General features: G+C 61.4%; 10 protein-coding genes. 6 read left to right on the top strand and 4 right to left on the bottom strand.

What is annotated here, in order from left to right:
• Positions 1–50: 50 nt before the first annotated feature.
• The 6 genes from ABEA12_RS08280 (at position 51) to ABEA12_RS08255 (ending at position 8,566) form a co-directional block, all read left to right on the top strand.
• Positions 51–1,778: a carbon starvation CstA family protein gene (locus tag ABEA12_RS08280; RefSeq protein WP_210101622.1), complete on the top strand. Its 1,728-nt coding sequence runs from the start codon at positions 51–53 to the stop codon at positions 1,776–1,778.
• A gap of 4 nt (positions 1,779–1,782) precedes the next feature.
• The gene (locus tag ABEA12_RS08275) at positions 1,783–2,076 is read left to right on the top strand and encodes a cory-CC-star protein (RefSeq protein ID WP_210101623.1); all 294 of its coding nucleotides are present in this window, start codon (positions 1,783–1,785) and stop codon (positions 2,074–2,076) included.
• Complete coding sequence (locus ABEA12_RS08270) at positions 2,067–3,035, top strand: ArsA family ATPase (RefSeq protein WP_210101624.1); 969 nt, start codon at positions 2,067–2,069, stop codon at positions 3,033–3,035. Before ABEA12_RS08275 ends, ABEA12_RS08270 begins: the two co-directional genes overlap by 10 nt.
• Positions 3,036–3,333: 298 nt before the next feature.
• A complete protein-coding gene (locus ABEA12_RS08265; RefSeq protein ID WP_210101625.1) occupies positions 3,334–4,035 on the top strand; it encodes a class I SAM-dependent methyltransferase in 702 nt (233 codons plus the stop codon).
• 727 nt (positions 4,036–4,762) lie between these two features.
• Positions 4,763–5,281, top strand: a complete 519-nt coding sequence (locus ABEA12_RS08260) for a GNAT family N-acetyltransferase (RefSeq protein WP_210101626.1) — start codon at positions 4,763–4,765, stop codon at positions 5,279–5,281.
• A gap of 1,938 nt (positions 5,282–7,219) precedes the next feature.
• Complete coding sequence (locus ABEA12_RS08255; protein WP_345467576.1) at positions 7,220–8,566, top strand: NAD(P)/FAD-dependent oxidoreductase; 1,347 nt, start codon at positions 7,220–7,222, stop codon at positions 8,564–8,566.
• A gap of 204 nt (positions 8,567–8,770) precedes the next feature.
• On the opposite strand, the gene ppsA is transcribed toward ABEA12_RS08255, so the two are convergent.
• The 4 genes from ppsA to tdh all read right to left on the bottom strand — a co-directional run bounded on the left by ppsA (position 8,771) and on the right by tdh (position 14,582).
• A complete protein-coding gene (gene ppsA, locus ABEA12_RS08250; RefSeq protein ID WP_210101628.1) occupies positions 8,771–11,182 on the bottom strand; it encodes a phosphoenolpyruvate synthase in 2,412 nt (803 codons plus the stop codon).
• A 149-nt stretch (positions 11,183–11,331) separates the two neighbouring features.
• Positions 11,332–12,150, bottom strand: coding sequence for a pyruvate, water dikinase regulatory protein (locus ABEA12_RS08245; protein ID WP_210101629.1), 819 nt, complete (start codon positions 12,148–12,150; stop codon positions 11,332–11,334).
• 134 nt (positions 12,151–12,284) lie between these two features.
• Complete coding sequence (locus tag ABEA12_RS08240; RefSeq protein ID WP_210101630.1) at positions 12,285–13,484, bottom strand: glycine C-acetyltransferase; 1,200 nt, start codon at positions 13,482–13,484, stop codon at positions 12,285–12,287.
• Positions 13,485–13,535: 51 nt separating this feature from the next.
• The gene (gene tdh, locus ABEA12_RS08235) at positions 13,536–14,582 is read right to left on the bottom strand and encodes an L-threonine 3-dehydrogenase (protein ID WP_210101631.1); all 1,047 of its coding nucleotides are present in this window, start codon (positions 14,580–14,582) and stop codon (positions 13,536–13,538) included.
• Positions 14,583–14,624: the final 42 nt, after the last annotated feature.

Genomic DNA, 14,624 nt, shown 5'->3' with positions numbered 1-14,624 from the left:
TGCTTCTGAGACAGCCGTCCGCGGCGACTCAACAAGGAGGGGAGAGCCTCATGGGTTCCCTGATTCTCATGATCATCGGCCTGGCCGTCATGGCGGCCGGCTATTCGTTCTATTCGAAGTATCTCGCACGCAGGGTTTACAAACTCAACGAGAGTTTTGTGACTCCCGCGCACGAACTCAAGGACGGCGTGGACTTCGTGCCCACGAACAAGTTCATCTTGTGGGGCCATCACTTCACCTCGGTCGCCGGCGCCGCCCCCATCGTCGGTCCGGCGATTGCCGTGATCTGGGGCTGGCTTCCAGCCCTGCTCTGGGTCACCCTCGGTACGGTGTTCTTCGCCGGGATGCATGACCTTGGCACGCTGTGGGCCTCGACGCGCAACAAGGGACGCTCCATCGGCGCCCTGTCCGCCCGCTACATCGGCAAGCGCGGAGCCAACCTGTTTTTGGTCGTGATTTTCCTTGTCCTGCTGATGGTGATCGCGGCCTTCGCCGTCGTCATCAAGAACCTCCTCATCAGCACCCCGGGTGCGGTCATCCCGGTGTGGGGTGCGATCGTCGTTGCCCTGCTGGTGGGTGTTGCCGTGTACCGGCTGCGCTGGAACCTGCTGCCCGTCACCGTCGTTGGCGTCATCGTACTTTATGCACTCATCGTAGTTGGCGACAAGATGCCGGTGGTCCTGCCCGCATCAACACTCGGCATGACCCCGGCCACCTTCTGGATCGTGGCACTATTCGTTTACGGAGCGATTGCTTCCCTCCTTCCGGTGTGGGTCCTGCTTCAGCCGCGTGACTACATCAACGGCGTTCAGCTCTTTGTCGGTTTGATCCTTCTCTTCGGCTCCGTCTTGCTGGCCACGCTCTTCTCCGCAACGCCACCGAACATCGTCGCTCCGGCCATCAACATGAACGTCCCCGACGGCACGCCAAGCATGATCCCGCTGCTATTCGTGACTATCGCCTGTGGCGCCATTTCCGGTTTCCACGGCATGGTGGCCTCGGGCACCACCTCGAAGCAGCTCGACAAGGAAACGGATGCCCGCTTCGTCGGATACTTCGGTGCCGTCGGCGAAGGACTGCTCTCGCTGGGAACCATTCTCGCGGTTATCGGCGGATTCAAGTCTGTTGCCGAATGGAACGAGATCTACAGCTCGTTCGGCGCAGCCGGAGTCAATGCCTTTGTCGAAGGCGGCGCGAACCTGATGCAGAACGGTATCGGCCTTCCGGCTTCACTCAGCGCCACGGTGCTGGCAACCATGGCCGTGTTGTTTGCAGCAACCACGATGGACACCGGAATGCGGTTGCTGCGCTTTGTGGTCCAGGAAGCCGGCGAGGCCTTCAAGCTCAAGATCGGCAAGTACCCTGCGACCCTGATCGTCGTGGTCCTTGGCCTTGGCCTGACCTTCTCTCAGGGCCTGGGAGGCGAGGGAGGACTGCGCATCTGGCCGTTGTTCGGCACCACGAACCAGCTGATGGCATCGTTGAGCCTGTCGATCATCGCGGTCATATTGATCCGCAAGGGGCGCAACCCCATCGCCGCATTGATTCCGCTGGTGATCATTTTCGTCATGGCCTTCTGGGCGGCCATCGCGCAGCTTGGCAGCTTCATGAACCCAAGCGATCCGGACTGGATGCTCTTCGCACTTGACGCCATCGTCATCGTGGCCAGCGTGTGGGTCGCGATCGAAGCGGTCACCGCCATGCGCAAGGCCAGGAACATGGTTCCCGAAGCCGAGGACGCCGACGTCGAACTATCCAGTGCGCGGGAAGACGCGTAGCTAAATGGAACCATCACTGCCTGAGCAGCGCCGGGAGAAGTTCTCCCGGCGCTGGTCGGCTTTCACCCAAGGCCTGCAGGAGTTCTATGTGGGTCCGTATCGCCAGATGTTCAAACGGGAGCAGCAGGACGAGGACGACTTGTTCATGGTCGTTGTCCTGGGTGAAGCACTCGGCGTGCCCGACCCGGCCGCGTACTACACGGCCGAACTCATGCCCGCCCTCTGGGAGGACTTCCATGCCTGGCACCGCCGCGCCGGAATCCCCCGCTCGCCATTGGACTATATTGGATGCTGCTAACACTCGCGGGTCAACGGAAAGTGCTTTTCGTCGGAGGCAAGGGCGGAGTAGGCAAAACCTCCGTGGCATCGGCGCTGGCCTTGGCCCGCGCCCGGAACGGCGGACGGGTGCTGCTCGTTTCGACAGACCCCGCACACAACCTCGGACATATCTGGGATCGGGCGCTCTCGGATGCTGCCACACGGGTTTTCACGTCGCCAACTGGGTACGTTGATGCTGTTGAGATAGATCCCCAGGCCACCATCGAGCGTCATTTCACGGCCGTCGCGGCCACCATGATGAAGCTCCTTCCCGATCGGCTGCACCGCTCGGCCAAGCAACACCTTGAGCTCGCGAAAACAGCGCCGGGCAGCCATGAATCTGCCGTGCTGGAACGGATCGCCGAGCTCATCGACCATGGCCTCGAGGCCTATGACCTGGTTCTCTTCGACACCGCACCATCGGGCCATACCCTGCACCTGCTCGCCCTGCCGGCAAAGCTGAGCGGGTGGACGGAATCGTTGCTCGCCAGCCGTTCGCGATCGGAGCGGTTCGCTGCCGCGGCCCGTGGGATTGTCGGCCGCGAGGACCAGGAAGCGGCAGCGGACTCCGAACTGCGGCGCACGCTGGTCGCCCGTCGCGACCGCTTCGCCCGGATGCGCCAGATCATCACCGATGGCAGCGACACAAGCTTTGTTGTCGTGACGGTCGCGGAAAGGATGCCCGTCGCTGAATCCCTGGACATCATCAAGCAATTGCACTTCTTGGGGATCGACGTCGCGTCCATCGTCGTCAATCGCCGCTCCCCCGTGGACGCAGGCGCATTCCTCGCCGAACGCCCCGAACGCGAAGATACCTGCCTGTATGAGCTCCACGAGCACCTCGGCACCGTTCCCATGACCGAACTGCCACTGCTGGGTAGAGACATGACCGCCGAAGATGCCCTGGACGAACTCGCCGAGCTGCTCGAAACGACGTAGCGCTGCTGCACACTGCAGCACTCGACGCACGCTCTGCGGTCTGGACTGCGAGGGAATAGTGGCCCACGCTAAGCCGTGGTCCGATCGGTACGGAATTTCGCCCGGAGGAGCAGGCCATAGCCCAACCATCCACGCGAGGCACCCTCGTCGGAAGATGGAGTTTCAGGCGCTTCGAGCGGGGCAACCCCGGAGGGCAACTTGCTCGTGGGCGTTTCGACATCAACCAGTAGCGGTGTGACAAGACTGTTAGCCTCATAGAAATGCGTGCTTCCACGCTGCGCTCCGGAGGAAATGACAAATGACGCAGGACACCAATTACGACAGCTTCGCAGAGGCTTACTCGGCCGAAAATGAAACCAGTCTGATCAATGGATACTACGAACGACCCGCCATGATAAAACTCGCTGGAGATGTCCGTAGCCGCCAAATTCTTGACGCTGGTTGCGGTTCCGGGCCGCTGGCGAAGGCGCTCTGTGATCTCGGTGCCACCGTGACAGGGTTTGACTCCAGTAAAGCCATGATCGACTTGGCGCGGAAAAGACTCGGTGAGGGTGCGCAACTTTTGGTGGCTGATCTAGGCCAGCCGCTTCCGTTCGCCGATGACTCGTTCGATGATGTAGTTGCCTCGTTGGTTTTCCACTATCTAGAAGACTGGCTGGGCTCGCTAAATGAGATACGGCGCGTCCTGCGGCCCGGAGGCCGACTCATCATGTCTGTAAACCATCCGATCCTTTACCCGTGGACAAATCCCGGGGCCGACTACTTCAAGCCCACGAAGTACTCAGATGATCACACCTTCAATGGACAACTAGCTACTCTCACCTATTGGCACCGACCATTGCAGGCCATGACGGAAGCGTTTACCAAGGCAGGGTTCCAGATCGAGGTAGTCAGTGAGCCGCCTTTCTCTGCCGACGCTCCTGCGGAAATCATTCCTCCACAGTTTGAAGGCCGGAAATCGTTCCTGAGCTTTATTTTCTTCGTGTTGCGGGCACAATAACGGCGATTCCCACCCGTTCGCAGGTGAGAACAAAAATCTCCGCTGGGGGCCTGCCGATGGTGGCAACGAACCCAACCTCGTGGCTTTGAAACCTCACATCGGCGGCGCTCAACAAGGGGGATGCCCGCATGACGGTCCGCTGATGTTGGCGCATGAGAGGTCGCCTATCCACGATTGGTGATTCGCATGTAGTAGCTCCTTGGGTCAACCACGCGGAAATCAGTCAAGTTCCATGGGCGCTCGATCGGATCCTCGGCCGGCAGCCAGCCTGCCGAGTAGAACGCGTTCTCGTTCTTCTCGCACGTCGTCGGCGTCCGGCACAAGTTCGACCCCCATGGACGGCAGATTTTCCCCGGTGTCCGGTGACCGTGAGTGCTCTGATATGCCGGTCCGAACACGGTCCCGTCGAAGACTCAGATTCCCCGCGGCGTCATCTCATCGGCCGGTAATCTCGAATCCGAGAACCCGTACATAGGAGTCTGCGGTCACGTCAAGGTCATCGGGGAGGATCTCCCATTGCGAAGTCATCGGAATCCCACCACTATTGCGGGAGACGGTGCCCTAATCCAGAGCCTTTCGCCCCGCAACGGGGACCTCTTTCGCGACTGAAATTCGTTCGGGATATCTCACGGGACCCGGGTGCGGTATCACAACGCCCTGCGATCAGTGCCGCGGACTTCATCGAGTTCCTTTCGGGTCGCCCGCACTGATTGGTATGATCCTGACCATGTCCAGCTCACGATCCATCACGCTTCGTGCCCGTTCCGAAGAGGACTTCGACATGCTGTTCCAACTATCCGGTGACTTATGCACTTGGGAGGAACGGAACGCGGAATCCCCCGCTCCGCTGAATCGGCTCGCCTACAAAGCTCGGCTGGCTCACGCCGAGACCGACGGTTCCGCCAAAAGCGCGTGTTTCGTGATCGACGTCGACGGTACCGCAGTCGGCAGCGTTTCGCTCTTCGATTTCGACGAGCTCGCCCGTCATGCGGAAGTCGGAATCTCTTTGGTCGCCGACGCTCGCGGAAAGGGCATCGGGACGGCCGCCGTTTCGCAGGTTGTCGAGTTCGCCTTCGTGCGCTGCAACTTGCGCCGCGTCCACCTGCAGGTGATTGGGTCGAACCTTGGCGCGATCCGCGCCTATGAGAAGGCGGGCTTCGTGATCGAGGGGCGTCAGCGCCAACACGCATGGGTACGCGGAAAGTATGAGGATATTCTCGTCATGGGGATACTGCGCTCGGAGTAACGAGACTCCCGGGAGACAGCTGCAATCGGTGGTTACGCGTACCCGCAAGATCACCGCTCATTGGACCAATCGGCTGCGCTCGATGAATTGGTCCGGCGGAACGGACCGCGCTGGGCGCTAGTTGGCCAGAGTGCATCGCTCGGCATCTGTGATCAGGCGAATCGTGGGCGCCTGGGTGCTTGTTTCACCGCCCACTGGGCTCCTGGAAAAATTCATCGATTGCCACCCAACCCAAGGGAACGTTTCCAACAGTGGCGGTGGTGTAGGTGCCATTTCTTATCGAATCGTGAGTTCCCCATCGGCTCCCAGAACCTTGGCGTTGCAAAAATCGTCTACGTGGCCGGGAAACATGGCTCTGGCTTCGACAACGACGTTTCCAACGCCAGCATCTGCGGCGCAACCGCCCAAGGTGCAGGCAACCAAAAACACGGCCATGACTCGGATGAAGGAATGACGGTACATAGATTCAGTTTCCCTATGGGATGCTGAACCACCAGGAAGCCATTGGCGGCGGTTCCCTCCCGTGGGAGCCGCATCGGGATGGGTTGCTTGCACGGTGCCGAGAGTCTTGGGTTTGAGGGAACGAGACCGTCAGTGCAACAGCGCCTGGTCTTGACGAACACACTCCACCGCCGTGGTGGACCCTGCCGGTATGGATGACTTCGGCAGATGAGACCTTGCTTGCTCCCTAGGATGATTGATATGTCATTTGAAGATACTGCATTCATGCCGATTGGTGACGATGAGCAACTTCCAAAATGGCCTTCGGACCCAGGCGGCTCATCGCCTGTCGTCACGGCAGTCTGTGCGTGGTGCGATGTCGAACGCAATGGCGAGATGCAAGCAGGACGTAGATACTTCCCAGTGCGGATAGATGAGTTCGTTGAAATGTCCAACGGGGTTCGTATTTCAATTCGGTGGGATCGTGGAGTCACTGTATCTTGGGGTCGAGATGACGGCGGCGATGAGGGGTTGCCCGAAGAAGAGCTTCTCGGGCACCTCGAATGCGGCCTTCTTCCGGACGACGGGGAAACCGAGGATGCCGGAGAGCTACGGTCGTGGCACGAATATGCTCTGCTACTTCGAGCACGCGGGATTTTGGCAACTGCGAAATTTCTCCGAGACCTTCTTTATCTCACCGAACTCTCTTCAGGGCTATCTAGTCTATTGACCTATACCCATAATCCTCCGTCCAGGGATAGAAATGACGGTCCGTGCTGCTGAAGTCCAGCTCGTGCCGCCCACCTACTGAGCCACGAACTCGATACGGGCGGCAAGCTGGCCAACTACCCTGCCCTTCCCGGAACGCGCGTGGATTCTGACAGGCTCCTCGCTGCCGACGGATCGAAGCCACGCCAAACTCCGTGCCGCGTGCCCGACGGGATTAACCGACGGTGGCGCAGCTTCGTCCCCTACTGGCCAGAAACACCACGCCCGTAGAGCGAATGCGAGCGGGCGGCTACCGGATCCAAGGAACAAGACGCCAGCGTTCTTGGGATCCCTCAACTTTCGCGACACACGATTGAGCACGGCTCAGCACTTTCCCGAGAACCTCCCGTTGGTTGGCCCCGGACGTTCACACCGCAGCAACCACCGGCAATGACATCACATAGCAATGATGAAATTCGGACGACTTCGGGAGTGGATCATAGATCTCTTTGGCGTTGCACAGCAGCTCGCGGCCACTGGTTCAGAACAGCAGCTCGCGGCCACTGGTTCAGAACAGCAGCTTGCGCCTTCCGCACTTCGTCGTATCCGGAAGGAATTGCAACTACCAGGCACATCACGTAATCTCTACAGACGGAGAATATAAGCGTGATGCAGCCCACGCCGAGTCGGTTTCGACAATCAAGAAACATGAATTCCAGTCCGACCCCACCAAGCAACGTCGCATCAAGTTGCCCCGCAAACCATAACCACACCAAGAAAGTAGGCCCCATGTCTGCCAAGGTCCTTATTGTCGGAGCCGGCTTTGCCGGCTTGGTTGCCGCTCGCGAGCTGCAAACCGCTGGAGTCGAGGTGGAAATTTTCGAGGCACGCGACCGGATCGGCGGGCGCGCGTGGACCGAGGAACGCATGGGCCACACGTTGGAGATCGGCGCTACCTGGGTGCATTGGATGCAACCGTTTATCTGGACGGAGATTGTCCGCTACGGCCAAGAAATCTTCCCCAGCCCGGACTACGAGCGTGCCTACTGGCTCAGCGGAGGAACGGTCCATGAAGGCACCGAAGCCGACCTCGACGGCAAGCTGCAGCGGCCCCAGGCAAGGGTCTTTGAGAACTCACGCGAGTTCTTCCCCTACCCGCATGAGCCGTTGCATGTTCTCAGTGACGATTATAAGGGTCCATCAGAGCTAGTCGACCGTTTCCGCGAAGCCGACAAGGGCAGCGTGCTCGATGCCTTGCGCAACGGGGACTTCAGCCAGGAAGAGATCGACTTGGCTGACGCATATTGGTCGGCGGGCTACAACGGTCACACCGCCTCAGCCTCACCGCTGATGGCCAAGCACTGGGCGGCCTTGAGCGATCACCGTCTCTCCCTGTTGGATGAGCAAACACTGAAATTCAAGCTCAAGAACGGCATGCGCGGACTCTACGAAGCGATGGCCACGGACCTGTATTGCCCCATCCACCTGAACACGGCCATTGAAGAGATCCAGCATTCGGCCGACGGCGTGCACCTGACGACTACCGATGGCGTGGTTCACCATGGCGCTGCAGCAATCGTCACCGCCCCCTGGGGCGCACTGAAGAACCTAGCCTTCTCCCCCGAGCTTTCGGCCGACCAGCAACGGCTTGTCACCCAAGGGTCGAACTCCACCGGGTTCAAGATCTGGATCAAGGTCAAAGGACACCACAACATCATCGCCACCGCCCCGTCGGGCAACCCGTTAGCCATGATGAAGAGCGAGTACTTCTTGGAAGATGACACAACCATCCTGGTTGGATTCGGACCGGACCACGCCAAGATCGACCTGCACGATGCCGCCGTAGTCCAAGAACTAGTCCAGCGCTGGCGCCCGGACTTGGAAGTCATCGAGACCACGGGACATGACTGGGTCGCAGACAAGTGGAGCGGTCAAACCTGGTCCACCATTGCCTCGGAACAGTTCACCAACGGCTGGCACCATTTCAGCTCCACCGGCACGCGACTTCATTTCGCCGGCGCCGACTGGGCCAAAGGCTGGAACGGCGTCGTTGTCGACGGTGCGATCGAAACAGGGATCACCTCGGCCCGGACAATCCTGCAGGAAATGGGTATCCTGCCCGCCACCCGGAGCTGACCCGCCCTCGGTCCGTCATCCCGCAGTGCGGTTGCCGCACCACACCAGATGGCTTGAACGCAACCAGCCTGGCGGCCCGCCGGATCTTTCCGGCAGGCGGCCAGGCTGGCGCGGCTAAAGCTGCTCGACCACTGCGAGTGCCGAGTGCCATTGCCCCGTCGGCTTCTTTTCGGTGGCCCGAGGGGACATCACCCTGCGCTTATCTCAGAGCGGGGCCGTTTCCCTGCGTTCTTCGGACCCGCTGGCTGCACCTGCCAGAGCAAGCCAGGTCTCCACGACGGTGTCGGGGTTCAGCGAAACGGAGTCGATACCCTCCTCGACCAGCCACTGGGCAAAGTCCCCATGGTCACTGGGACCCTGCCCGCAGATCCCGACGTATTTCCCCCGGGCCTTGGCCGCTTCGATCGCCATGCTCAACAGCTTCTTGACCGCCGGATTTCGTTCGTCAAACCCGTTGGCCACCAAGGCGGAATCGCGGTCAAGACCCAGGGTCAGCTGCGTCATGTCGTTGGAACCAATGGAGAAGCCGTCGAAGTGGTCCAGGAATTCATCGGCCAGCAGCGCGTTGGCCGGCAGCTCGCACATCATGACGACCTCCAGCCCGTTTTCTCCGCGGCGCAACCCGTTTTCCGCAAGCAGGTCGATCACCCCGGCCGCTTCTTCCAAGGTGCGCACAAAGGGAATCATCAGCTTGACGTTTGTCAGGCCCATTTGGTCGCGGACAAAGGACAGCGCCTCGCATTCCAAATCAAAGCAGTCCCGGAACGCTGGATCCAGGTAACGAGAGGCACCGCGGAATCCGATCATCGGGTTTTCTTCATGCGGCTCATAAGCCGACCCGCCCAGCAGGTTGGCATACTCGTTGGACTTGAAGTCCGACATGCGCACGATCACCGGCTTCGGCGCGAACGCGGCCGCAATGGTCGCCACGCCCTCGGCCAGGCGCTTGACGTAGAAGTCGCGGGGGGATTCATAGGCACCAATCAGCTCCCGGATTTCCCCGGCGATCTCGCGCGGCTGGTCATCAATGTTTAACAGCGCCTTGGGGTGGATGCCGATCTGGCGGTTGATGATGAATTCGAGCCGGGCAAGGCCAACCCCGTCGTTGGGAAGCTGGGCAAAAGTAAAGGCCTGCTCCGGTGTGCCGACATTCATCATGACCTTGACCGGCGCCTCTGGCAATTGCGCAATCTCGGTTTCCTCGAGGTCGAAGTCCAGGAGCCCCGCGTAGATGAAACCGGTCTCGCCCTCCGCGCACGAGACCGTCACCTCGGTGCCCTCGGCGATGATCTCGGTGACTCCTCCGGTGCCCACGACGGCGGGAATCCCGAGTTCACGGGCGATGATTGCCGCGTGGCAGGTGCGCCCTCCTCGGTTGGTCACGATGGCCGAGGCCCGCTTCATGATCGGTTCCCAGTCGGGATCGGTCATGTCTGCGACCAGGACATCCCCGGTGGCGAAGGAGGCCATTTGATCGATGGACGAAAGGATCCGCACCCGTCCCGAGCCGATGCGCTGTCCGATGGCGCGGCCCTCGCACAGCACCCGGCCGGTTTCCTTGAGGCGGAACCGGCTCAGGCGTCCGGCACCGCGTCGGGACTGGACGGTCTCCGGGCGTGCTTGCAGGACGTAGATATGTCCGTCGGTCCCGTCCTTGCCCCATTCGATGTCCATCGGACGCCCGTAGTGCGCCTCGATGGCCAGTGCGTGGGATGCAAGGATCTCGACATCCTCGTCGTTGATGCTGAATTGGCTGCGCTGTGCCTCGTCCACCGCAACGAAATCGATGGTCTGCCCGACCTCCTCGTTGGAGGTGTAAATCATCTTCAGTGCCTTTTCCCCCAGTCCCCGCTTGAGGATGGACGGCTTCCCGGCGCGCAGTGCGGGCTTGTACACGTAGAACTCATCCGGGTTCACCGCTCCTTGGACCACTGCCTCGCCCAGTCCGTAGGAGGAGGTGACGAAGACCGCGTCCTGGAACCCGGATTCGGTATCCATGGTGAACATGACCCCGGAGGAACCAATGTCCGAGCGCACCATGCGCTGGACGCCGGCGGAAAGCGCGACCTCGGCGTGCTCGAACTTGTGGTGCACACGGTAGGCAATGGCCCGGTCGTTGTACAGCGAGGCGAAGACGTCCTTGATGGCCAGCAGGATGTTCTCGATGCCGCGGATATTCAAGAAGGTTTCCTGCTGCCCGGCAAAGGAGGCATCAGGCAGGTCTTCGGCCGTCGCACTGGAGCGCACCGCCCATGACAAATCCGTGAAGGAGCCGTGCTTGTCCACCAGTTGCTGGTAGGAGTCGCGGATCTGCGCCTCGAACTCGGGCTGGAACGGGGTTTGGATCATCATCTCGCGGATCTCCTGACCCGCAGCTGCCAGGGCAATGACATCGTCGGTGTCCAGGCCCTCCATCCGCGCAGCGATCCTCACATCCAGTCCGGAACCGGCCAGGAACGTGCGGTAGGCCTGCGCGGTGGTGGCGAATCCGTCCGGCACCCGCACGCCCGCCGTTCTCAGGTTCGTCACCATCTCCCCCAGCGAAGCGTTTTTCCCGCCCACCGTATCCAGGTCACCGAGTCCGATCTCCGAGAACCACAGGATGTCTGTTGCCATGTTCTTTGCTCCTTTGCAAATGCTGACACTAAATCACTTCACCACCCCGGGCCGTGTGCGTGTGCCGGGGTGGTTCTTCTCCACTGTGACAGGTCTGCCCCCGTCGTACCATGTGTCATGGGACACAGGGCCTTGGGGGAAGCCCCGTATTACTGACGCAGGCGCATGCGCTGGAGGATCGTGGCGGCCATCTCCTCCACGGAGACGCTTGCCGAGTTCAGGTACGGGATTCCGTGGGTTCGGTACAGGAGTTCGGCACTGCGCAGCTCAAATCCGCATTGCTGCAGGGAGGCGTAGGCGGAGCCGCGACGACGCTCGGTGCGGATCTGGCTCAGGCGGCTCGGGTTGGAAGTAAGTCCAAAACATTTCTCCGCAAAGGGGCGCAACGGCGCCGGCAGCCCCTCCCGGGTGAAGTCCTCCTCGACCAGCGGGAAGTTCGCCGCGAAGATCCCATGTTGCAGCGCCAGGTACATGGTCGTGGGCGTCTTGCCGCAGCGCGAGGGTGCCACGAGGATGACCTGGGCTTTTTCCAACGCCCGCAGGCTTTGTCCGTCATCGTGTTCCATCGCGTATTCCACGGCCGTCATCCGGGACTTGTACCGTTCCGCGTTGCCCAGCCCGTGCGCCTGCCCGGGCTTGCCGCTGGCCACCTTGCCCAGCGTCCGCTCAAGCTCATCGACGTAGGTTCCGATGAGGTCAACCACCATCGCCTTGCACGTGCCCAGGACCAGCCGGATATCCGGGCCCACCACGGTGGAAAAGACCAGCGGCTCAAGGCCTCGAGCGGCCATCGCGTCGATGGCGGCCACGACCGATTGGGCCTGCTCGACGTTGGTGATGAACGGGATGGTCGTCCGGTGGAAGTTGCCGTCGGGAAACTGCGTCAGCAAGGTGTTGCCCAGGGTTTCCGCGGTGATGCCGGTGCTGTCCGAAAGGAAGTAGACCGGGCGAGAATCGTTCTCTGTCATGCTCGCATTCTCCGCCAGAGGAACGCTTCTGGACCGCCGTTCCCCCAGCGAGTCCGGCTTTGTTACCTGAGCACGTCCGGTTCGCGCCCCCGAGCCCCCTGGCGTAAACGGGAGCCCGGGGGTGCACTGTGGATCTAGCGGCTGGCGATGAAGGCCTGCACGCAGGCCTCGATGTCCTCGGCAGAGTGCGCTGCGGAAAGCTGCACGCGGATGCGCGCCGCACCCTTGGGAACCACCGGGAAGCTGAACGCGGTGACGAAGACGCCGTGCTCGAGCATCTTGTTGGCGACCTCGGAGGCCTTAACGGCATCGCCGAACATCACCGGGATGATCGCATGTTCGCCATCGAGCAGCTCGAAGCCTTCCTCACTCATCCGGGCACGGAAATGTGCGGCATTGGCGAAGAGCTTCTCGCGCAGTTCGCCCGATCCCTCCACAAGCTCCAGGGCCTTGAGCGTGGCGGCGACGATGGCCGGTGCCAGCGAGTTGGAAAACAGGTACGGGCGTGCCTTTTGGCGCAGCATCGCCACGATCTCGCCGCGGGCCGAGACATAGCCGCCCGAGGCCCCGCCGAGCGCCTTGCCGAAGGTGCCGGTGTAGATGTCCACGCGGTCCGAAACCCCTGCGTGTTCCGGGGTGCCGGCACCCGTGGCGCCCATGAAGCCCACGGCGTGGGAGTCATCGACCATCACCAGTGCGCCGTACTCATCGGCCAAATCGCAGATGGCTTCTAGCGGGGCGATGAAGCCGTCCATGGAGAAGATGCCGTCGGTGACGATGACGGTGCGGCGGGCGCCTTGACCGTCGTTCAACGTGGCAACGGCCTTGAGCTGGGTTTCCAGGTCCGCCATGTCTTGGTTCTTGTAGCGGTAGCGTGCTGCCTTGGACAGGCGGATGCCGTCGATGATCGAGGCGTGGTTCAACGCATCGGAGATGATCGCGTCTTGCGCCCCGAAAAGGGATTCGAAGACGCCCCCGTTGGCATCGAAGCAGCTGGAGAACAGGATCGTGTCCTGCGTGCCCAGGAACCTGGAGACCGCGGATTCCAGTTCCAGGTGCGTATCCTGGGTGCCGCAGATGAAGCGGACGCTGGCCATGCCGAAGCCGCGGGTGTCCATGGCGTTCTTGGCGGCGTCGATGATGCGCTCGTCATCGGCCAGGCCCAGGTAGTTGTTGGCGCAGAAGTTCAGCACCTTCTTGGCCTCTGAGCCAAGTTCGCCGGCGGAAATGCGCGCGGACTGGGCGGAATCGATGTGGCGTTCGGACTTGAACAGCCCGTCGGTGCGCAGCTGTGCCAGTTCGGCTGCCAGCTCGTCCTTCATGGTCGTGTACATGTGCTTCTCCTGGGAAGTCGCTAGGGAAATATGGAAAGTGTGCGGGGAGGGTTAGAAGACGGTCCAGTCGAGCACGACCTTGCCGCCGTGGCCCGAGCGGGCGGCCTCGAAGCCGGCTTCCCACTGTGTGGCCGGCAGGTAGTCGGTGACGACCGAGGAAATGCGTTCGCGCAACACCGGGTTGGAGGTGAGCATCGCGCTCATCGCATACCAGGTCTCGAACATCTCGCGCCCGTAGATGCCCTTGAGCGTGAGCATGTGGGTGACGACCTTGCCCCAGTCGATGTCAATGGAGCTCGAGGGAAGCCCGAGCATCGAGATGTGCCCGCCGTGGTTCATATTCTCGATCATTTCCGGCAGTGCGGTTCGGTGGCCGGACATCTCCATGCCGAAGTCGAAGCCCTCGCGCATCCCCAGCTCGCGCTGGGCATCCTTGATGCGGGTCGTGGACACGTCGATGGCCAGGTCCACTCCCATGCCGCGGGCCAGTTCCAGGCGTTGCGGGGAGACATCAGTGATGGCGATCTTGCGTGCCCCGGCATGGCGGGCGACGGCGATGGCCATCAGCCCGATGGGCCCGGCCCCGGTGATCAGTACGTCCTCGCCGACCAGCGGGAAGGACAGCGCGGTATGCACGGCATTGCCGAAGGGATCGAAGATCGCGCCGAGTTCCGGGGTGATCGATTCATCGCGGTGCACCCAGACGTTGGTTTCGGGGATGACGACGTATTCGGCGAAGGCCCCGTCGCGCTGCACGCCGACCGAGACGGTGTTGATGCACATCTGGCGGCGCCCGGCACGGCAGTTGCGGCACATCCCGCAGACCACGTGGCCCTCGCCGGATACCCGGTCACCAACCAACACATCACTCACCTCGTCGCCGATCTCGACGATCTCGCCGTAGAACTCGTGCCCCGGGATCATCGGTGCCTTGATCATCGCCTTGGCCGCGTCGTCGTAGGCCTGGATATGCAGGTCGGTGCCGCAGATCCCGGCGGTCATCACGCGGATCTTCACGTCGCGGTCCCCGGTGACGGGCTCGGGACGGTCAACCAACTCGAATCCGGCGTGCGGCCCGGACTTGTACAGTGCCTTCATCGATGACTCCTCTTTTGCGCCTTTCCGGCGCGCTTTCATGGA

It is taken from the genome of Paeniglutamicibacter antarcticus (assembly GCF_039544305.1).
Lineage (GTDB): Bacteria > Actinomycetota > Actinomycetes > Actinomycetales > Micrococcaceae > Paeniglutamicibacter > Paeniglutamicibacter antarcticus_C.
The sequence above is the reverse complement of the archived record's forward strand: the minus strand, read 5'-3'. Positions and strand labels throughout refer to the sequence as shown.

Bases quoted from the DNA above. Each gene is read 5' to 3' on its own strand.
- ABEA12_RS08280 (WP_210101622.1), top strand. From the start codon at position 51: ATGGGTTCCCTGATTCTCATGATCATCGGCCTGGCCGTCATGGCGGCC.
- ABEA12_RS08275 (WP_210101623.1), top strand. From the start codon at position 1,783: ATGGAACCATCACTGCCTGAGCAGCGCCGGGAGAAGTTCTCCCGGCGC.
- ABEA12_RS08270 (WP_210101624.1), top strand. From the start codon at position 2,067: ATGCTGCTAACACTCGCGGGTCAACGGAAAGTGCTTTTCGTCGGAGGC.
- ABEA12_RS08265 (WP_210101625.1), top strand. From the start codon at position 3,334: ATGACGCAGGACACCAATTACGACAGCTTCGCAGAGGCTTACTCGGCC.
- ABEA12_RS08260 (WP_210101626.1), top strand. From the start codon at position 4,763: ATGTCCAGCTCACGATCCATCACGCTTCGTGCCCGTTCCGAAGAGGAC.
- ABEA12_RS08255 (WP_345467576.1), top strand. From the start codon at position 7,220: ATGTCTGCCAAGGTCCTTATTGTCGGAGCCGGCTTTGCCGGCTTGGTT.
- ppsA (WP_210101628.1), bottom strand. From the start codon at position 11,182: ATGGCAACAGACATCCTGTGGTTCTCGGAGATCGGACTCGGTGACCTG.
- ABEA12_RS08245 (WP_210101629.1), bottom strand. From the start codon at position 12,150: ATGACAGAGAACGATTCTCGCCCGGTCTACTTCCTTTCGGACAGCACC.
- ABEA12_RS08240 (WP_210101630.1), bottom strand. From the start codon at position 13,484: ATGTACACGACCATGAAGGACGAGCTGGCAGCCGAACTGGCACAGCTG.
- tdh (WP_210101631.1), bottom strand. From the start codon at position 14,582: ATGAAGGCACTGTACAAGTCCGGGCCGCACGCCGGATTCGAGTTGGTT.